The sequence below is a fragment of the Burkholderia orbicola genome (assembly GCF_900100915.1).
GTDB lineage: Bacteria > Pseudomonadota > Gammaproteobacteria > Burkholderiales > Burkholderiaceae > Burkholderia > Burkholderia orbicola.
This window is the reverse complement of the sequence record NZ_FNKW01000001.1, coordinates 1,257,050-1,276,571: the sequence shown is the minus strand read 5'-3', so window position 1 is coordinate 1,276,571 and position 19,522 is coordinate 1,257,050. Positions and strand designations below refer to the sequence as shown.

Here is a 19,522-nt window from a genome sequence, read left to right as displayed (position 1 = left end):
GCCGTATCATCAGACGAAATTGATATGGAAGTTCGAAGTGGACATCTAACCCTGTTGTCTCGGGGCGGGGGAGCCGTTACGATGCGTTTTAGCACGACCATTCGAAAATCTGTGAGGAGACGCGCGGTATGGACAAAATTTGGCTGAAATCGTACCCACCCGGCGTTCCAGCCGAAATTGACTCCTCTCCTTATCCGTCCGTCCCGGACCTGCTCGACGAGAGCTTCCGTCAGTATCGCGACCGTACCGCGTTCGTCTGCATGGGCAAGGGCATCACGTACGGCGAACTCGACAAGCTGTCGCGCCAGTTCGGCGCATGGCTGCAATCCCGCGGCCTGGCGCGCGGGTCGCGGGTCGCGATCATGATGCCGAACGTGCTGCAGTACCCGGTGACGATCGCCGCGGTCCTGCGCGCTGGCTATACCGTCGTCAACGTCAATCCGCTCTATACGCCGCGCGAGCTCGAGCATCAGCTGAAGGACAGCGGTGCGGAGGCAATCGTCATCCTGGAGAATTTCGCGTCGACGCTGCAGGCCGTCATCGCCAATACGGCCGTCAAGCACGTGGTCGTCGCATCGATGGGCGATCTGCTGGGCATCAAGGGATGGCTCGTCAATTACGTGGTGCGCAACGTGAAGAAGATGGTGCCTGCGTGGCAGCTGCCGTCGTTCACGCGCTTCAAGGCCGCGCTGTCGGAGGGCGCGCGACTGGCGTTCAAGCCGCAGAAGATCGGCCCCGACGACGTCGCGTTCCTGCAGTACACGGGTGGTACGACCGGTGTCGCGAAGGGGGCGACGCTGCTGCACCGGAACATCGTGTCGAACGTGCTGCAGGCCGGCGCCTGGCATCATCCGGCTCACGAGAAGTATCCGGAGGTGGAACAGTTCGTGACAGTTGTCGCGCTGCCGCTGTATCACGTGTTCGCGCTGACCGTGTGCGGTTTCCTGACGATGCGTACGGGCGGCATGGGTATCCTGATCCCGAACCCGCGCGACATCGCCGGCATGATCAAGGAACTGAAGGGCTACCAGATCTCGACGATTCCGGCCGTCAACACGCTGTACAACGCGCTGCTGAACCACCCGGAATTCGGTCAGCTCGACCTGTCGAAGCTCGTGATCGCCAACGGTGGCGGTATGGCGATCCAGGAGGGCGTCGCGAAGCGCTGGTATGAAAAGACGCGTACCGCGATCATCGAAGGATACGGGCTGTCCGAAACCTCGCCGGTGGCGACCTGCAACCCCGTGACGGCGACCGAATACAGCGGCACGATCGGCCTGCCGCTGCCGTCGACCGAAGTCGCGATCCGCGACGATGCCGGCAACGACGTCGCGCTCGGCGAGCCGGGCGAGATCTGCATTCGCGGACCGCAGGTGATGGCCGGCTACTGGAACCGGCCGGACGAGACCGCGAAGGTCATGTTCGCGGACGGCTTCTTCAAGACGGGCGACGTCGGCGTGATGGATGCGCGTGGCTACGTGAAGATCGTCGATCGCAAGAAGGACATGATTCTCGTGTCCGGCTTCAACGTGTACCCGAATGAAGTCGAGGACGTGGTGGCGTCGCATCCGGGCGTGTTCGAGGTGGCGGCGGTCGGCGTGCCGGACGAGCATTCCGGCGAAGCCGTGAAGCTGTTCATCGTGAAAAAGGATCCGGCGCTGACCGACAAGGACATCCTTGCCTACTGCAAGGAGCGGCTCACCGGGTACAAGCGGCCGAAGCTGGTCGAGTTCCGTACGGAGCTGCCGAAGACGAACGTCGGCAAGATCCTGCGACGCGAACTGCGCGATGGGCGTGCGTAACGCATGCAACGCACGCAACGATGCGGTTGAACGAAAAGCCCGGCCTGTGCCGGGTTTTTTGTTTGCGGCTGCGGGTGGATGACCGGAAGCGCCCGTTTCGTGCGGGGCGCGGCGGCAAGCCTTTTTCGAGCTGACGGCTGGAGGGCGTGTCGACAGCTACCATCCAATCACCAATCACCAATCACCGATCCACCGATCCACCGATCCACCGATCCACCGATCCACCGATCCACCGATCCACCGATCCACCGATCCACCGATCCACCGATCCACCGATCCACCGATCCACCGATCCACCGACCCACCGACCCACCGACCCACCGACCCACCGACCCACCGACCCACCGACCCACCGACCCACCGACCCACCGACCCACCGATCCACCGACCCACCGACCCACCGACCCACGGACCCACCGACCCACCGACCCGCTGATCCACCACCGTCACCGCCTCACCACAAAAGAAAAAGGCGCCCGAAGGCGCCTTCAATATGCTGCGGCGTGTCAGGCAAGCTGATTAGAACTTGTGACGGATACCGACGCGTGCCGCGACCTGGTTGCTCGTGCTCGACCCGGCCAGACCGTTGATCGCTGCCGTTGCCTTCAGGACGTTGCCGTTCGAATCGAGCACGTTGCCCGATGCGTGCTGGTACACGCCGATCGCGTAGACGTCGGTACGCTTCGACAGGAAGTAGTCGACGCCCAGCGAGCCTTGGTGGTACTTGGCTGCCGAGTTGCCGTCGATCTTGCTGCCTTGCGTGTAGTCGTACGCCGCGCCGAGGATCAACGCCGGCGTCAACTGGTACTTGAAGTTGATTTCGCCGTTGTTGAACGTCGCGGTCTGGTTCACGAACGGGCCTGCCGAGAAGCCCTTGAACTTCGTGTTCGAGTACGTCGCGCCGATCGTCGCTGCGCCGAACGTGTAAGCGCCGCCTGCACCGATGACCTGGTACGTGTTCGCGTTGTTCGCGTACGCGCCGTAGACCGGCGACGAAACCGACGACGACGTCGACCCGTTGTTGAACATGCCGCCGAACTGGTTCGGCGTACGTGCGTTCAAGTAACCGACGCCGAGGACGAGCGGGCCGTTGGTGTAGCCTGCGCCGAGCGACCAGACCTGGTTCTTCGAGAACTGGCCTGCCTGGCCGCCGAAGCTGTACAAGCCGCCGAACGTGAGGCCGCCGTAGTTCGCGCTCGTGAACTTGACCGCGTTGTTCACGCGATACGCGTTGTTGAAGTTGTCGAGGTCGCCCGGGTGAGCGGCGATGTAGCCGCCCCACTGGTCGCCTGCCTCGAGCGGGCCGACGAAGTCGACGACGGAGTCGTACTGACGGCCCAGCGTGACCGTACCGTACTGGCTCGACAGGCCGACGTAAGCCTGACGACCGAACATCAGGCCGCCCTGACCGAGCCTGCCGCTGTTCACGTCGAAACCGTTTTCGAGGGTGAAGATCGCCTTCAGGCCGCCACCGAGGTCTTCGGTGCCGCGCAGGCCGAAGCGGCTGCCCTGCATCACGCCGCTCGCCAGGCCGTACAAGTGCTTGCCGCCTGCGTTGTTATTGAAGAGGAAGCCTTCATCGATGATGCCGTAAAGCGTCACGCTGCTTTGCGCATGGGCAGCGCCAGCGAACGCGCCCAGCGCGACGAGCGCGAGAAGCGACTTTTTCATTAGCGGATCTCCAAGAATCACTGAATTTTTTTGGCGGGGCGGATAGTTATGTTCTGGCGACGGGCCCCATCAACTTCGCAAGAAGTCGCACGTAATGTAGCAAAGCCGGTTTTTGCCACAAAGCGAAATGCTGCAGCTCAACACCGCCATGTTTCCTTTATGCAACAATGGTTAAAATCACGGGTTAACCGCAATTTCCGCTGAATAATCAAGTCGGTTACGCAGCGGACTCGTGCCCTTGCCGCGCGCAGCGGCACCTGCAGCCAGGAGAACAGGATGGTGTTGGATGAACTGATCAGCGAATTCGATCGCGGCCTGCGATCGCTGACCGGCATTAGCCGGATGAGCCGGCCGGTGCCCGCGCCGGCCGATACGCCGGACGTCGAACTGACGCCCGCCGAACGCACGCACGCGGCCGGCCTGATGCGCGTGAATCACGTCGGCGAGGTCTGCGCGCAGGCGCTCTATCAGGCGCAGAAGCTCACCGCGCGCACGGCGTCGGCGAAGGCGATGTTCGAGGAGGCCGCGCGCGAGGAGGAGGATCACCTCGCGTGGACCGCGCACCGCCTGAAGGAACTCGATTCGCGCCCGAGCCTGCTGAATCCGCTGTGGTATGCCGGCGCCCTCGCGATCGGCGTCGCGGCCGGCACGCTCGGCGACAAGGTCAGCCTCGGCTTCATGGCCGAGACGGAGCGGCAGGTCGAAAGCCATCTCGAAGGTCACATGTCCGAGCTGCCGCCGACCGATACCGCGTCGCGCGCGATCGTCGACCAGATGCGGATCGACGAGGTGAAGCACGGCAAGGCCGCGACCGACGCCGGCGGGATCGAGCTGCCGCTGCCCGCGCGGATGCTGATGCGCGCCGCGTCGAAAGTCATGACGAGCACTGCGTACTATCTCTGAGATTTGCGCCGGGGTGGCGTGGGACGCCGCCCCGGTTCACCGCCCCCGATATCGCCCGCTCCCTCCTCGTTTTCCCGCCCCCGAAAGCCCCGTCCGCACGCCCGTCTGGCCCGTCTTTCTCACGTATCACCTTCACAAGTTGCACTAGCTCATTCATTTATAACGGTTTTTGGAATGAGGGGCCGCATGAGCATGTGCGCGTAAGTCCTTGTTCTAACTAACAAAATTCGTCAAAAAAGCGGGCCGCTCCCTTGACCGTGCCACACCCTTCCTCTAAAGTGGGAGACAGTGTGAGAAAGTGTATTTTTGTGTGATTTAGCAGGCTGTTCCGGCTAAATTCTCAGCATTGAGCGGGTGCTTCGGTACCCTGAACGGGAGGGCGGAAAGTGTTCCAAGGGGCGTCGGCGCTGACGCTCGATGCGAAAGGGCGGATGTCGGTGCCGTCTCGCTATCGCGAAGCGCTGCAAGGACAGGCAGAAGGACGGGTGACTGTGACCAAGCACCCGGACGGCTGCCTGTTGCTGTTTCCGCGCCCCGAATGGGAGGTGTTCCGCGCCAAGATCGCCGCGCTGCCGATGGACGCGCACTGGTGGCGGCGAATTTTTCTCGGCAATGCGATGGACGTCGATCTCGACAGCGCGGGCCGGATTCTTGTATCGCCCGAGCTGCGCATGGCAGCCGGACTGGAAAAGGAAGTCATGTTGTTGGGAATGGGTAGTCACTTCGAGCTGTGGGATTCGCAGACCTACAACGCGAAGGAGCAGGCAGCGATGGCGCAGGGCATGCCCGACGCGCTGAAGAATTTCACGTTCTGATTGCGGTGACGGAGACGCCCGCGATGGGAAATGAATTGCGGCATCGGACGGTGCTGTTGGATGAAGCGGTCGAGTCGCTCGTGACGCGGCCGGACGGCGTGTACGTCGACGGCACGTTCGGGCGCGGCGGCCACAGTCGCGCGGTGCTCGCGCGGCTGGCGTCGGCCGGGCGGCTGATCGCGTTCGACAAGGATCCGAGGGCGATCGAGACGGCGCAGGGCATCGAGGATGCGCGCTTCTCGATCGTGCATGACAGCTTTGCATCGATGCGCGACGCGCTTGCGGCGCGCGGCGTCGAGAAGGTGTCGGGGGTGTTGCTGGACCTGGGCGTGTCCTCGCCGCAGGTGGACGATCCGGCGCGCGGCTTCAGTTTCCGCGCCGATGGTCCGCTGGACATGCGAATGGATCCGACGCGTGGCGAGTCGGCGGCCGAATGGCTCGCGCGGGCTTCGGTGCAGGAATTGACGGAGGTGATACGGGATTATGGGGAAGAACGGTTTGCTTTTCAGATTGCAAAGGCGCTTGTTGCTCGCCGGGCAGAGTCCGACCGTCTTGGGCCTCTCGACACCACGGGCGAGCTTGCCCAAATCGTGGGTCACGTCGTCAAAACCCGTGAGAAGGGCAAGGATCCGGCAACCCGCACCTTTCAGGCTATACGGATTCACGTCAATCAAGAGCTTGCGGACCTGCAAGTCGTACTAGACGCGGCACTGTCGTTGCTGGAGCAAGGGGGGCGGCTGGTGGTCATCAGCTTTCATTCACTCGAGGACCGGATCGTCAAGCGATTCATGCAGGCGCACGCGAGTGCGCCTGCGGTCGATCGTCGCTTGCCGATCCGCGCCGTCGATCTCCCGAGCCCGCCGCTCAAGATCATCAGCCGCCAGTTTCCGAGCGAAGCGGAAGTCGCCGCGAATCCGCGCGCCCGCTCGGCCGTGATGCGCATCGCGGAGCGCGTCACGCCATGAGCCGCCTCAATATCTTCCTGCTGATCATCGTGATGGGTTGCGCGCTGTCGGTCGTCAACTCGACGAACCAGCAACGCCAGATCTTCATCCAGCTGCAGCGTGCGCAGTCGCAGGAGCGTCAGCTCCAGCAGGACTACGCACAGCTTCAATATCAGCAGAGCGCGCTGTCGAAGACGTCGCGCATCGAGCAGCTCGCGAACGATTCGCTGAAAATGCAGCCGATCTCGACCGGCCGCACGCAATACCTGACGCTGCCGGCGGGCGCCGCGAAGGCGATCGACGCGCCGATCCCGGCGTCGGCCGACACGGCCGGCAAGGGCAAGGGGGGCGCGCGATGAAGCCGTCCCCGAAGCGCCAGAACGTGAAGTTCTCGTCGAGCCCCGTGCTGGGCGTTCATTTGCCGATGTGGCGCTCGAAGCTCGTCGTGTTCCTGCTGTTCATGGCGTTCGTCGCGCTGGCCGCACGGGCGTTCTGGATCCAGGGCCCCGGCAACGCGTTCTATCAGAAGCAGGGCGAAAGCCGCTACCAGCGCACGATCGAACTGCCCGCGACGCGCGGCAAGATCCTCGACCGTAACGGGCTCGTGCTCGCGACGAGCCTGCCGGTGCGCGCGATCTGGGCGATTCCCGACGCGGTGCCGGACGATCTCGACGCGGACAAGGTCAACCAGCTCGGCAAGCTCCTCGGCATGACGTCGAAGGAGCTGCGCGTGAAGCTGTCGGAAGACAAGGGTTTCGTCTACGTGAAGCGCCAGGTGCCGATCGACGTCGCGGACAAGGTCGCCGCGCTCGACATTCCCGGCATCTATCAGCGCAACGAATACAAGCGCTTCTACCCGGAAGGCGAGATCACCGCCCACCTGATCGGCTTCACGAACGTCGAGGACGAAGGCCAGGAAGGTGTCGAACTGGGCGACCAGAAGATGCTGTCCGGCACGTCGGGCATGCGCCGCGTGATCAAGGACCGGATGGGGCACATCATCGAGGATGTCGCCGAGCAGATTCCGCCGCACAACGGCACCGACGTCGACCTGTCGATCGACAGCAAGATCCAGTACATCGCGTACGCGAACCTGAAGGCCGCCGTCGAGAAGTTCAAGGCGAAGGCCGGCGCGGCGATGGTCGTCGACGTGCGGACCGGCGAAGTGCTCGCGCTCGTCAACTATCCGACGTACAACCCGAACGACCGCTCGCGCATGACGGGCGAGCAGTTGCGCAACCGGATCATGACCGACGTGTTCGAGCCGGGCTCGATCATGAAGCCGTTCACGGTGTCGCTCGCGCTCGACCTGCACCGCGTGACGCCGAACACGCTCGTCGAGACGGGCAACGGGCATTTCGTGCTCGACGGCGCGCCGATCACCGACGACGCGGGTTTCGGCACGCTGACGGTCGGCGGCGTAATCCAGAAGTCGAGCAACATCGGCGCGACGAAGATCGCGATGACGATGCGGCCCGAGGAAATGTGGAATATGTATACGAGCATCGGCCTCGGCCAGGCGCCGAAGGTCGGCTTCCCGGGCGCGGTGGCTGGCCGTCTGCGTCCGTGGAAGAGCTGGCGCCGCATCGAGCAGGCGACGATGTCGTACGGCTACGGCCTGTCCGTGTCGCTGTTCCAGCTCGCGCGGGCGTACACGGCAATCGCGCACGACGGCGAGCTGATGCCCGTGACCATTTTCAAGACGGACCCCAATCAGCCGGTCGCGGGCACGCAAGTGTTCAATCCGACCACCGCGCGCGAAGTGCGCTCGATGCTGGAGACGGTGGTCGCCCCTGGCGGCACGTCGCCGGATGCGGCCGTGCCGGGCTATCGCGTCGGTGGCAAGAGCGGTACCGCGTACAAACATGAAGGGCACGGCTACACGCGCAAGTACCGCGCGTCGTTCGTCGGGATGGCGCCGATGCCGAATCCGCGTGTCGTGATCGCGGTGTCGGTCGACGAACCGACTGCCGGCAGCCACTTCGGCGGTCAGGTGTCCGGCCCCGTATTCTCGGCGATCGCCGGCGACACGATGCGTGCGTTGAACGTCCCGCCGAACATGCCGATCAAGCAGCTCGTCGTGTCCGACGATTCGCCGGAATCTGCTGCCGCGAAGGGCCCGCAAAAGCTGGCTACGAATGGCGGCGCGAAGCATATGATCGTGTCCAGCACGACGCGTAATTCACCAGGAGTTGTTCGATGAGCGCCGCCCGCAGTTCCCATCCGGCGCATCAGCAGATCGCAGCCGCGCTTGCGTGGCTGCGTCAGCATGTGGCCCCCACGGCGCAACTGCATGCCGACACGCGCAGCCTCGAGGCTGGCGACGTGTTCGTCGCGTACGCGGTCGACGGGGCAGATAACCGCGCTTTCATGGCGGATGCCGTCGCACGCGGTGCGGCCGCCGTGCTGTATCAGCCGGAAGGGCTGGCCCACGCACCGGCCGCGCCGGCCGTACCCGTCGCGCTGGCGGTGCCGGCGCTCGACCAACTCGCCGGCGAGATCGCCAGCGGCTGGTACGGCGACCCGAGCGACAGCCTGCTGGCGGTCGGTGTCACGGGCACGAACGGCAAGACGTCGTGCACGCAATGGATCGCCACCGCGCTGACGGCGCTGCACCAGCCGTGCGCGGTGATCGGCACGCTCGGCACCGGGATGCCCGGTCAGCTCGTGCCGACCGGCTTCACGACGCCCGACGCGCCGCAACTCCAGCGCAGCCTCGCGCAATTGCGCGACGCGGGCGCGCAGGCGGTGGCGATGGAAGTGTCGTCGCATGCGCTGCATCAGGGGCGTGCGAACGGGACGGCGTTCGACGTCGCGGTGTTTACGAACCTCACGCAGGATCACCTCGACTATCACGGCACGTTCGATGCGTACGAGGCCGCGAAGGCGAAGCTGTTCGCGTGGCGCGGCTTGCGCGCGGCGGTGATCAACCGCGACGATGCGGCTGGCCGCCGCCTGCTGGAGAAGCTGGCCGGTCGCGTGCGCACGATCGCGTACGGGATCGGCGATGCACCGGCGCCCGACGCCGATCGCGAACTGGTCGCGCTCGACGTGCGTGCCACCGCGACGGGTACCACATTCCGCCTGCGTTCGTCGTGGGGCGACGCGGACGTCGAGGTCGGCACGCTCGGCACGTTCAACGTCAGCAACCTGCTCGCGGTGCTCGGCGCGCTGCTCGCGGCCGACGTGCCGTTCGACGCGGCACTCGCCGAGATCGAGCGGCTCGAGTCGGTCAACGGCCGGATGCAGCGGCTCGGCGGCCGGTTGCAGAACGACGAGCCGCTCGTCGTGATCGACTACGCGCACACGCCCGACGCGCTCGAAAAGACGCTCGACGCGCTGCGCCCGATCGCTGCGGCGCGCGGTGGCCGGCTCGTCTGCATGTTCGGCTGCGGCGGCGATCGCGATGCGACGAAGCGTCCGCTGATGGGCGCGATCGCGGAGCGGCTCGCCGACGAAGTCGTCGTCACGAGCGACAACCCGCGCAGCGAAGATCCGCAGCACATCATCGACCAGGTCGTCGCGGGCATGACCGCGCCTGATCGCGCACGTCGTATCGAGGATCGCGCCAGCGCGATCCTGCAGGCGGTGCGGGGCGCCGCACGCGAGGATGTCGTCGTGCTGGCCGGCAAGGGCCACGAGGCCACGCAGGAAATCATGGGCAAGAAGCGTACGTTCTCCGACCAGGATCACGCGCGGCTCGCGCTCGCAGCGCGCGCGACGCACGGCAAGGGAGGCGCCGAATGACGATGTTCAGCCTCGGCGAAGCCGCCCGCCTGATTCCCGGCGCCACCGTCCACGGCGACGCGGGCGTCACGTTCAACCGCGTGTCGACCGATAGCCGCACGGTCGGCGCGGGCGACCTGTTCGTCGCGCTGAAGGGCGAGCGTTTCGATGCGCACGACTTTCTCGGCGACGTCGCCGCGCGCGGCGCTGCCGCGGCGCTCGTCGCGCACGCGCCGGCGGGCATTGCGATGCCGATGATCGAAGGCGGCGAAACGCGTGCCGCGCTCGGCGCGCTCGCGCACGGCTGGCGGATGCGATTCCCGCTGCCGCTCGTCGCGGTGACGGGCAGCAACGGCAAGACGACCGTCAAGGAAATGATCGCGTCGATCTTCGCGGCGGCGGTCGGCGCCGACGCGCGACTCGCGACGGCCGGCAACCTGAACAACGATGTCGGCCTGCCGCTGACGCTGCTGCGCCTGTCGGCCGCACATCGTCTCGCGGTGATCGAGATCGGCATGAACCATCCGGGCGAAACCGAAGTCCTCGCGCGCCTCACCGCGCCGACGGTCGCGCTCGTCAACAACGCGCAGCGCGAGCACCAGGAATTCATGGCGACGGTGGAAGCCGTCGCGCTCGAACATGCGGCCGTGATTCACGCGCTGCCGCCGGACGGCGTCGCGGTGTTCCCGGCCGACGACGCGTACGCGGGCATCTGGCGCGTCGCGGCAACCGGCAACCGGATCCTCGATTTCGCGCTGCACGACGCCGAACGGCAGAACGACGCGCAGGTCGTCGGCCGCATGCACGGCGGCGAACTCGCGATCGACACGCCGGCGGGCGCCGTCACGGTGCGGCTGCGCGCGCTCGGCGAGCACAACGCGCGGAACGCGCTGGCCGCGACGGCCGCGGCGCTCGGCGCCGGCGTCGCGCTGTCGGCGATCCGGCAGGGTCTCGAAGCGTTCGAACCGGTCAAGGGCCGGCTGCAGGTGAAGCAGGCGAGCGTCGGCAGCCTCGCGGGCGCGACGGTCGTCGACGATACGTACAACGCGAACCCCGATTCGATGCGTGCCGCGATCGACGTGCTCGCCGCGCATCCGGCGCCGCGCGTGCTGGTGATCGGCGACATGGGCGAAGTCGGCGACGAAGGGCCGGCCTTCCATCGCGAGATCGGCGCGTACGCGCGCGAACGCGGGATCGACGCGCTGTTCGCGCTCGGTGACGCATCGCGCGACGCGTGCACGGCCTACGGCGACACGGCACGCCATTTCGACGACGTCGGCGCGCTCGTGTCGGCGCTGCTCGCGGCCGGTTACGGCGCGCAGGCGACGGTGCTCGTGAAGGGCTCGCGGTACATGAAGATGGAGCGCGTGGTCGACGCGCTGACGAACCAACCCGCGGCGGGCACCGTGCCCGCCGCACACTGAGTAGAAGGAAGGAAGCATGCTGCTGGCGCTGGCGCAATGGCTGCAAGGAGACGCAAGCTTTTTGCGCTTGTTCACGTACCTCACGTTCCGGGCGGTGATGGCCACCATCACCGCGCTCGGGATCGGGCTCGTGTGCGGTCCGTGGGTGATCCGCAAGCTGACGCAAATGAAGGTCGGGCAGGCCGTGCGCAAGGACGGCCCGCAGACCCACCTCGTCAAGTCCGGCACGCCGACGATGGGCGGCGTGCTGATCCTGATCGGCATCGCGGTCGCGACGCTGCTGTGGGGCGACCTGACGAACCGTTTCATCTGGATCGTGATGCTCGTCACGTTCGGCTTCGGCGTGATCGGCTGGGTCGACGATTACCGCAAGGTCGTCCACAAGGACCCGCGCGGGATGTCGTCGCGCGAGAAGTATTTCTGGCAATCGGTGATCGGGCTGTTCGCGGCTGTTTATCTCGCGTTCAGCGTGTCCGAGGCGAACAACGTGCGCGTGTTCGACCTGTTCATGGCGTGGGTGCGGAGCGGCCTGTCGATGGGGCTGCCGGCGCGCGCCGACCTGATGCTGCCGTTCCTGAAGTCGATCAGCTACCCGCTCGGCGTGTGGGGCTTCATCGTGCTGACCTACTTCGTGATCGTCGGCGCGAGCAACGCGGTGAACCTGACCGACGGCCTCGACGGCCTCGTGATCATGCCGGTCGTGCTGGTCGGCGCGTCGCTCGGTGTGTTCGCGTACGTGATGGGTAGCGCGGTCTATTCAAAATACCTGCTGTTCCCGCACATCCCGGGCGCGGGCGAGCTGCTGATCTTCTGTTCCGCGATGGGCGGGGCCGGGCTCGCGTTCCTCTGGTACAACACGCACCCCGCGCAGGTGTTCATGGGCGACGTCGGCGCGCTGGCGCTGGGCGGCGCGCTCGGCACGGTCGCGGTGATCGTGCGCCAGGAAATCGTGCTGTTCATCATGGGCGGCATCTTCGTCGCGGAAACGCTGTCGGTGATGCTGCAGGTGTCGTGGTTCAAGTACACGAAGAAGCGTTACGGCGAAGGGCGCCGCCTGCTGAAGATGGCGCCGCTGCATCACCATTTCGAACTGTCCGGCTGGAAGGAAACGCAGGTGGTCGTGCGTTTCTGGATCATCACGCTGATGCTGTGCCTGTTCGGTCTGACCACCCTCAAGCTGCGGTAAAGGAAAGGTAACAAGGATGTCTGGCGAGATGTTTGGAGATCGGCAACGGCCGATGGTGCTCGTACTGGGGCTCGGGGAATCGGGTCTCGCGATCGCGCGATGGTGCGCGAGGCACGGGTGCCGGCTGCGTATTGCCGATACCCGCGAGGCGCCGCCGAACCTTGCCGCGCTGCAGGCCGAAGGCATCGATGCGGAATTCGTTGGTGGGGCGTTCGCGCCCGCGCTGCTCGACGGCGGCGTCGAGATCGTCGGACTGAGCCCCGGGCTGTCGCCGCTGGAGCCGGCACTCGCGGCGCTGGTCACGGCCGCGAGCGAGCGCGGTGTCGCGGTATGGGGCGAGCTGGAATTCTTCGCGCAGGCGCTGCGCGCGCTCGGCACGAGCGGCTACCAGCCGAAGGTGCTCGCGATTACCGGCACCAACGGCAAGACCACGACGACGAGCCTCACGGGCCTGCTGTGCCAGCGTTCGGGCAAGAAGGTCGCCGTCGCGGGCAACATCAGCCCGGCGATGCTCGACCGGCTCGCGAGCGCGATCGACGAAACCGCGCTGCCCGACGTGTGGGTGCTCGAACTGTCGAGCTTCCAGCTCGAGACCGCGCGCACGTTTGCGCCCGACGCGGCCGCGATCCTCAACATCACGCAGGACCATCTCGACTGGCACGGCAGCTTCGACGCATACGCGCAGGCAAAGGGCCGGATCTTCGGCGCGACGACGACGCGCGTGCTGAACCGCGACGACGCGGCCGTGATGAAGTTCGCACCCGCAGCCGGCGCGGCCGACGCGCCGCGCACGGTCACGTTCGGCCTGAACGAGCCGACGCAGGACGGCGACTACGGGCTGTCGCGCGACAACGGCATCGCCTGGCTGGTGGAAGCCGTCGATCGCGACGCGCCGGATGAAGCGACGACGACCCGCCGGCGCAAGCGCGACGCCGCGCATACGCCCGACATCGCGCAAAAGCGCCTGATGCCGGCCGACGCGCTGCGCATCCGCGGGCTGCACAACGCGGCGAACGCGCTGGCCGCGTTCGCGCTCGCGCGCGCGATCGACCTTCCGGCCGCACCGTTGCTGCACGCGCTGCGCGAATACCGCGGCGAAGCACATCGCGTCGAAGTGATCGCGACGATCGACGACGTCGACTATGTGGATGACAGCAAGGGCACGAACGTCGGCGCGACGGTAGCCGCGCTCGACGGGCTCGCGCAGAAGATCGTGCTGATCGCGGGCGGCGACGGCAAGGGGCAGGATTTCGCGCCGCTGGTCGCGCCGGTCGCGCGCTGGTGCCGCGCGGTGATGCTGATCGGGCGCGACGCGCCGGTGATCCGCGACACGCTCGCCGAAACGGGCGTGCCGCTCGCCGACCACGCGACGCTCGAAGCAGCGGTGCACGCAGCAGCCGAGCTCGCCGAGCCGGGCGATGCGGTGTTGCTGTCGCCTGCTTGCGCGAGCCTCGACATGTTCAGGAACTACGCCCATCGCGCGGAAGTGTTCCGCGCGGCGGTCGACGCAATCGCCATCGACAAAGGAGCGACGCCATGAGCTGGTCCGATCGCCTCGTCTCCCGCTTCAATGACCGGCGCGACACCGGCGGCAATGCCGCGGGCGGCCGCGTCGCATCGGCCACGCGCGCCGCGACGGGCGGCCTCGCGAGCGTCGTCAACGGCGTGCGCCCGAGCCGTTCGCGGATGCTCGATTTCGACTATTCGCTGCTGTGGGTCGCGATCGCGCTGCTCGGACTCGGCGTCGTGATGGTGTATTCGGCGTCGATCGCGATGCCCGATTCGCCGAAATACGCGTCGTATCACGATTACGCGTTCCTGATGCGCCACTGCGTGTCGCTCACCGTCGCGTTCATCGCGGCGGTGCTCGCGTTCCGCGTGCCGGTGTCGACCTGGGACAAGTACGCGCCGCATCTTTTCCTGATCGCGCTGGTCGGCCTCGTGATCGTGCTGATCCCGCACGTCGGCAAGGGCGTGAACGGGGCGCGCCGCTGGATTCCGCTCGGCATCACGAACATGCAGCCGTCGGAAATCATGAAGCTCGCGGTGACGATCTACGCGGCGAACTACACGGTGCGCAAGCAGGAATACATGCAGAGCTTCGCGAAGGGCTTCCTGCCGATGGCGTTCGCGGTCGGCCTGGTCGGCGCGCTGCTGCTGCTCGAGCCTGACATGGGCGCGTTCATGGTGGTCGCCGCGATCGCGATGGGCGTGCTGTTCCTCGGCGGCGTGAACGGCAAGCTGTTCGGCGGCCTCGTCGCGACGGCGGTCGGCACGTTCACGATGCTCGTGTGGCTGTCGCCGTGGCGTCGCGAGCGGATCTTCGCGTATCTCGATCCGTGGGACGAGCGCTACGCGCAGGGCAAGGCGTACCAGCTCACGCACTCGCTGATCGCGTTCGGCCGCGGCGAGTGGTTCGGCGTCGGCCTCGGCGGCAGTGTGGAGAAGCTGAATTACCTGCCGGAAGCGCATACGGACTTCATCCTCGCGGTGATCGGCGAGGAACTCGGCTTCATCGGCGTGCTGGTCGTGATCCTGCTGTTCTACTGGATCGTGCGTCGCGCGTTCGAGATCGGCCGCCAGGCGCTCGCGCTCGATCGCACGTTCGCGGGCCTGATGGCGAAGGGCATCGGCATCTGGTTCGGCGCGCAGACGTTCATCAACATGGGCGTGAACCTCGGGCTGCTGCCGACCAAGGGGCTGACGCTGCCGCTCGTGAGCTATGGCGGCTCCGGCATCCTGCTGAACTGTGTCGCGCTCGCGGTGCTGCTGCGGGTCGATTACGAGAACCGGGTGCTGATGCGCGGAGGGAAGGTATGACCGCGTCGCAACGCACGCTGATGGTGATGGCAGGCGGCACCGGGGGCCACGTGTTCCCGGGGCTCGCGGTCGCGCACCGGATGGAAGCGGCGGGCTGGCGCGTCGTATGGCTCGGCAATCCGGCCGGGATGGAAGCGACGCTGGTGCCGAAGCACGGCATTCCGATGGAGTACGTGCGGTTCGGCGGGCTGCGCGGCAAGGGCCTGAAGACCAAGCTGACGCTGCCGGTCAACCTGCTGCGCGCATGCTGGCAGAGCCTCGGCGCGCTGCGCCGCGTGCGGCCGGACGTCGTGCTCGGGATGGGCGGCTACATCACGTTCCCGGCGGGCGTGATGACCGCGCTGTCGGGACGGCCGCTCGTGCTGCATGAACAGAATTCGATCGCGGGCCTGACCAACAAGGTGCTCGCGAAACTCGCGAAGCGCGTGCTCGTCGCGTTCCCCGGCGCGCTGCCGCACGCGGAATGGACGGGTAACCCGATTCGCGCGGAACTGGCGCACACGGAACCGCCCCACGCACGCTATGCGTCGCGCAGCGGCCCGTTGAACGTGCTGGTCGTCGGCGGCAGCCTCGGGGCGGCCGCGCTCAACGAAGTCGTGCCGCGCGCGCTGGCGCTGCTGGCGCCGGGCGAGCGCCCGCGCGTCGTGCACCAGGCCGGCGTGAAGCACATCGAGGCACTGAAGGCGAATTACGAAGCGGCCGGTTTCGCGGCCGGCGAGGACGTGCGGCTCGTACCGTTCATCGACGACATGGCGGCCGCGTATGCGGCGGCGGATCTGGTGATCTGCCGGTCGGGCGCGATGACGGTGTCGGAGATCGCGGCGGTGGGTGTGGCGGCGCTGTTCGTGCCGTTCCCGTACGCGGTCGACGATCACCAGACGACCAACGCCGCGTTTCTCGCCGATGCGGGCGCGGCCGTGCTGGTGCAACAACGCGACCTGTCGGCGGAGCTGCTCGCCGACTGGCTGCGCGGCCAGTCGCGGGCATCGCTCGCGGACATGGCGGAACGTTCGCGCGCGCTCGCGAAGCCCGAGGCCACCGACGAAGTCGCGCGCGTCTGCGCGAAGGCGGCCGGCGCGAACCTGGAACAACTGCAATGAAACACATCGTCAAACACATTCATTTCGTCGGGATCGGCGGCGCGGGCATGAGCGGCATCGCCGAAGTGCTCGTCAACCTCGGCTACGCGGTCAGCGGCTCGGACCTGTCGCGCAATGCGGTGACCGACCGCCTCGAGGCGCTGGGCGCGCGGATCGCGATCGGCCACGATGCGGCGAACATCGAGGGCGCGAACGCGGTCGTCGTGTCGACGGCCGTGCGCTCGGACAACCCCGAAGTGCTGGCCGCGCGCCACCAGGGCGTGCCGATCGTGCAGCGCGCGGTGATGCTGGCGGAGCTGATGCGCCTGAAGCAGGGTATCGCGATCGCCGGCACGCACGGCAAGACCACGACGACGAGCCTCGTCGCGAGCGTGCTCGCCGCGGGCGGGCTGGACCCGACCTTCGTGATCGGCGGCCGGCTGATCAGCGCCGGCGCGAACGCGCGGCTCGGCACGGGCGACTTCATCGTCGCCGAGGCCGACGAGTCGGACGCGTCGTTCCTGAACCTGTACCCGGTGATCGAAGTCATCACGAACATCGATGCCGACCACATGGACACCTACGGCCACGATTTCGCGCGGCTCAAGCAGGCGTTCATCGAATTCACGCAGCGCCTGCCGTTCTACGGCAGCGCGGTGGTGTGCGTCGACGATCCGAACGTGCGGCAGATCATTCCGTTCATCTCGAAGCCGGTCGTGCGCTACGGCCTGTCGCCGGACGCGCAGGTGCGCGCGGAGGACATCGACGCGCGCGACGGCCGGATGCACTTCACGGTGATCCGCGAAGGGCGTGCGCCGCTCGCGGTCGTGCTGAACATGCCGGGCCTGCACAACGTGCAGAACGCGCTCGCGGCGATCGCGATCGCGACCGATCTCGGCGTGTCGGACGACGCGATCCAGCTGGCGCTGGCGGAATTCAACGGCGTCGGCCGGCGCTTCCAGCGCTACGGCGAGGTGCCGAGCGCGGACGGCGGCCAGTACACGCTGATCGACGACTACGGTCATCACCCGGTCGAGATGGCGGCGACGATCGCGGCCGCGCGCGGCGCGTTCCCGGGCCGTCGCCTCGTGCTGGCGTTCCAGCCGCACCGCTACACGCGCACGCGCGACTGCTTCGACGATTTCGTCAACGTGCTGTCGACGGTCGATGCGCTGGTGCTGACGGAAGTCTATGCGGCCGGCGAGGCCGCGATCCCGACGGCCAGCGGCGACGCGCTGTCGCGTGCGCTGCGCGCGGTGGGCAAGGTCGACCCGGTGTTCGTCGCGACGGTCGACGACGTGCCGGACGCATTGGCGAAGGTCGCGCAGAACGGCGACGTGGTGATCACGATGGGGGCGGGTTCGATCGGCGGCGTGCCGGCGAAGCTCGTGCAACACATTCAACAGAAGGCATGACATGAGCGGGATCGATCCGAAACGTTTCGGCAAGGTGGCGGTGTTGTTCGGCGGCGAATCCGCCGAGCGCGAGGTGTCGCTCACCTCGGGCCGCCTCGTGCTGCAGGGCCTGCGGGATGCGGGCGTCGACGCGCATCCGTTCGACCCGGCCGAGCGGCCGCTGTCGGCGCTGAAGGACGAAGGTTTCGTGCGCGCGTTCAATGCGCTGCACGGCGGCTACGGCGAGAACGGCCAGATCCAGGGCGCGCTCGATTTCTACGGGATTCGCTACACGGGCAGCGGCGTGCTGGGCTCGGCGCTCGGCCTCGACAAGTTCCGCACGAAGCTCGTGTGGCAGCAGACGGGCGTGCCGACGCCGCCGTTCGAGACGGTGATGCGCGGCGACGACCTGGCCGCGCGCGCGACCGACATCGTCGCGAAGCTCGGCCTGCCGCTGTTCGTGAAGCCGGCGAGCGAAGGCTCGAGCGTCGCGGTGCTGAAGGTGAAGACGGCCGACGCGCTGCCGGCCGCGCTCGCGGAAGCCGCGACGCACGACAAGATCGTGATCGTCGAGAAGAGCATCGAAGGTGGCGGCGAATATACCGCGTGCATCGCCGGCGATCTCGACCTGCCGCTGATCAAGATCGTGCCGGCGGGCGAGTTCTACGACTACCACGCGAAGTACGTTGCCGACGATACGCAGTACCTGATCCCGTGCGGCCTGCCGGCGGAACAGGAAACGGAACTGAAGCGCATCGCGCGCCGCGCGTTCGACGTGCTCGGCTGTACCGACTGGGGCCGCGCGGATTTCATGCTCGACGCGGCCGGCAATGCGTATTTCCTCGAAGTGAACACGGCCCCCGGGATGACCGACCACTCGCTGCCGCCGAAGGCCGCGCGCGCGGTCGGCATCGGCTATTCCGAGCTGGTCGTGAAGGTGCTGTCGCTCACGCTCAACGACTGACGCAGGAACGGAACGACGTATGTGGAACAACGTTCGCCAACTCAACCTTGCCGCCAGCGCGCTGTACGCGCTGCTGCTGCTCGTGTTGGCGGCGGCCGGCTGCTACTGGCTGATCCAGCGCCCGACGTTCGCGCTGCGGGAAATCCGCATCGACGGCGACACCGAGCACATCAACTCGCCGACGGTGCGCGCGGGCGTGGTCGGCCGGCTGAAGGGCAATTTCTTCACGGTCGATCTCGATACGGCGCGCGCGGCGTTCGAGCAGATGCCGTGGGTGCGTCACGCGAGCGTGCGCCGGGTGTGGCCGAATGCGCTGGCTGTCACGCTCGAGGAGTACAAACCGCTCGGGACCTGGGGCAGCGATCAGCTGGTGAGCGTCGACGGCGAGCTGTTCACCGCGAACCAGGGCGAACTGGAGCAGGAGCTGCCGGCGTTCGACGGCCCGGAAGGCAGTGCGAAGGAAGTCGTCACGCGATATCGCGACTTCGGGAAATGGTTTGCGCCGCTGAAGGCGGCGCCGGAAGAAGTGACGCTGTCGGCGCGGTACGCGTGGACGGTGAAGCTGTCGAACGGCATGCAGGTCGAGCTGGGCAAGGAACGCAACAGCGACACGCTGCATGACCGGAGCCAGCGCCTGGTCGCCGCGTGGCCGGCCGTCACGGAGCGTTGGGGCAACGACATCGAGTACGCGGACCTGCGGTATCCGAACGGATTCGCGATTCGCGCGGCAGGCATGCGGTTCCTGACCGATACCGACAAGCGCAAGAAGTAACGAGAGATCACACGCAAGAGCA

At 66.7% G+C, this 19,522-nt stretch carries 16 protein-coding genes; 15 read left to right on the top strand and 1 reads right to left on the bottom strand.

All coding sequences use genetic code 11. The features are described 5' to 3' along the window. Positions 1-128 precede the first annotated feature (128 nt). Complete coding sequence (locus BLS50_RS06040) at positions 129-1,802, top strand: long-chain fatty acid--CoA ligase (protein WP_011544492.1); 1,674 nt, start codon at positions 129-131, stop codon at positions 1,800-1,802. Positions 1,803-2,321: 519 nt separating this feature from the next. Here BLS50_RS06040 and BLS50_RS06030 read toward each other — a convergent pair. Then, a complete protein-coding gene (locus BLS50_RS06030) occupies positions 2,322-3,473 on the bottom strand; it encodes a porin (RefSeq protein WP_023477229.1) in 1,152 nt (383 codons plus the stop codon). Positions 3,474-3,749: 276 nt separating this feature from the next. Between BLS50_RS06030 and coq7 the strand changes: the two genes are divergently transcribed. The 14 genes from coq7 to BLS50_RS05960 all read left to right on the top strand — a co-directional run bounded on the left by coq7 (position 3,750) and on the right by BLS50_RS05960 (position 19,500). After that, entirely contained in the window at positions 3,750-4,376 is a 627-nt protein-coding gene (gene coq7 / locus BLS50_RS06025) for a 2-polyprenyl-3-methyl-6-methoxy-1,4-benzoquinone monooxygenase (RefSeq protein ID WP_074801377.1), read from the top strand. 386 nt (positions 4,377-4,762) lie between these two features. Further along, complete coding sequence (gene mraZ / locus BLS50_RS06020; protein ID WP_006477025.1) at positions 4,763-5,191, top strand: division/cell wall cluster transcriptional repressor MraZ; 429 nt, start codon at positions 4,763-4,765, stop codon at positions 5,189-5,191. Between the two features lie 23 nt (positions 5,192-5,214). Further along, positions 5,215-6,156: a 16S rRNA (cytosine(1402)-N(4))-methyltransferase RsmH gene (rsmH, locus tag BLS50_RS06015; RefSeq protein ID WP_011694135.1), complete on the top strand. Its 942-nt coding sequence runs from the start codon at positions 5,215-5,217 to the stop codon at positions 6,154-6,156. Next, positions 6,153-6,494: a cell division protein FtsL gene (gene ftsL, locus BLS50_RS06010; protein WP_006477023.1), complete on the top strand. Its 342-nt coding sequence runs from the start codon at positions 6,153-6,155 to the stop codon at positions 6,492-6,494. Before rsmH ends, ftsL begins: the two co-directional genes overlap by 4 nt. Then, positions 6,491-8,338: a peptidoglycan D,D-transpeptidase FtsI family protein gene (locus BLS50_RS06005; protein WP_053526016.1), complete on the top strand. Its 1,848-nt coding sequence runs from the start codon at positions 6,491-6,493 to the stop codon at positions 8,336-8,338. Before ftsL ends, BLS50_RS06005 begins: the two co-directional genes overlap by 4 nt. After that, positions 8,335-9,882, top strand: a complete 1,548-nt coding sequence (locus tag BLS50_RS06000; protein WP_074801374.1) for a UDP-N-acetylmuramoyl-L-alanyl-D-glutamate--2,6-diaminopimelate ligase — start codon at positions 8,335-8,337, stop codon at positions 9,880-9,882. Before BLS50_RS06005 ends, BLS50_RS06000 begins: the two co-directional genes overlap by 4 nt. Continuing rightward, positions 9,879-11,285, top strand: a complete 1,407-nt coding sequence (locus tag BLS50_RS05995) for a UDP-N-acetylmuramoyl-tripeptide--D-alanyl-D-alanine ligase (RefSeq protein ID WP_074801372.1) — start codon at positions 9,879-9,881, stop codon at positions 11,283-11,285. Before BLS50_RS06000 ends, BLS50_RS05995 begins: the two co-directional genes overlap by 4 nt. Before the next feature lie 16 nt (positions 11,286-11,301). Continuing rightward, positions 11,302-12,471 (top strand): phospho-N-acetylmuramoyl-pentapeptide-transferase, encoded by a 1,170-nt coding sequence (gene mraY, locus BLS50_RS05990; protein ID WP_006477019.1) that lies wholly within the window; start codon positions 11,302-11,304, stop codon positions 12,469-12,471. Positions 12,472-12,499: 28 nt separating this feature from the next. Continuing rightward, the gene (murD, locus tag BLS50_RS05985; RefSeq protein WP_074801369.1) at positions 12,500-14,011 is read left to right on the top strand and encodes a UDP-N-acetylmuramoyl-L-alanine--D-glutamate ligase; all 1,512 of its coding nucleotides are present in this window, start codon (positions 12,500-12,502) and stop codon (positions 14,009-14,011) included. Then, a complete protein-coding gene (gene ftsW, locus BLS50_RS05980) occupies positions 14,008-15,291 on the top strand; it encodes a putative lipid II flippase FtsW (RefSeq protein WP_011544500.1) in 1,284 nt (427 codons plus the stop codon). The genes murD and ftsW overlap by 4 nt, the downstream gene beginning before the upstream one ends. Next, a complete protein-coding gene (gene murG, locus BLS50_RS05975) occupies positions 15,288-16,391 on the top strand; it encodes an undecaprenyldiphospho-muramoylpentapeptide beta-N-acetylglucosaminyltransferase (RefSeq protein WP_027809362.1) in 1,104 nt (367 codons plus the stop codon). The genes ftsW and murG overlap by 4 nt, the downstream gene beginning before the upstream one ends. Continuing rightward, complete coding sequence (gene murC, locus BLS50_RS05970) at positions 16,388-17,785, top strand: UDP-N-acetylmuramate--L-alanine ligase (RefSeq protein ID WP_011544502.1); 1,398 nt, start codon at positions 16,388-16,390, stop codon at positions 17,783-17,785. Before murG ends, murC begins: the two co-directional genes overlap by 4 nt. 1 nt (position 17,786) lies before the next feature. Beyond that, positions 17,787-18,728, top strand: a complete 942-nt coding sequence (locus BLS50_RS05965; RefSeq protein ID WP_011544503.1) for a D-alanine--D-alanine ligase — start codon at positions 17,787-17,789, stop codon at positions 18,726-18,728. A 19-nt stretch (positions 18,729-18,747) separates the two neighbouring features. Then, positions 18,748-19,500 carry a cell division protein FtsQ/DivIB gene (locus tag BLS50_RS05960; protein ID WP_006477014.1) on the top strand — a complete coding sequence of 251 codons (753 nt, stop codon included), beginning with the start codon at positions 18,748-18,750 and terminating at the stop codon, positions 19,498-19,500. The last annotated feature ends 22 nt before the right edge of the window (positions 19,501-19,522 follow it).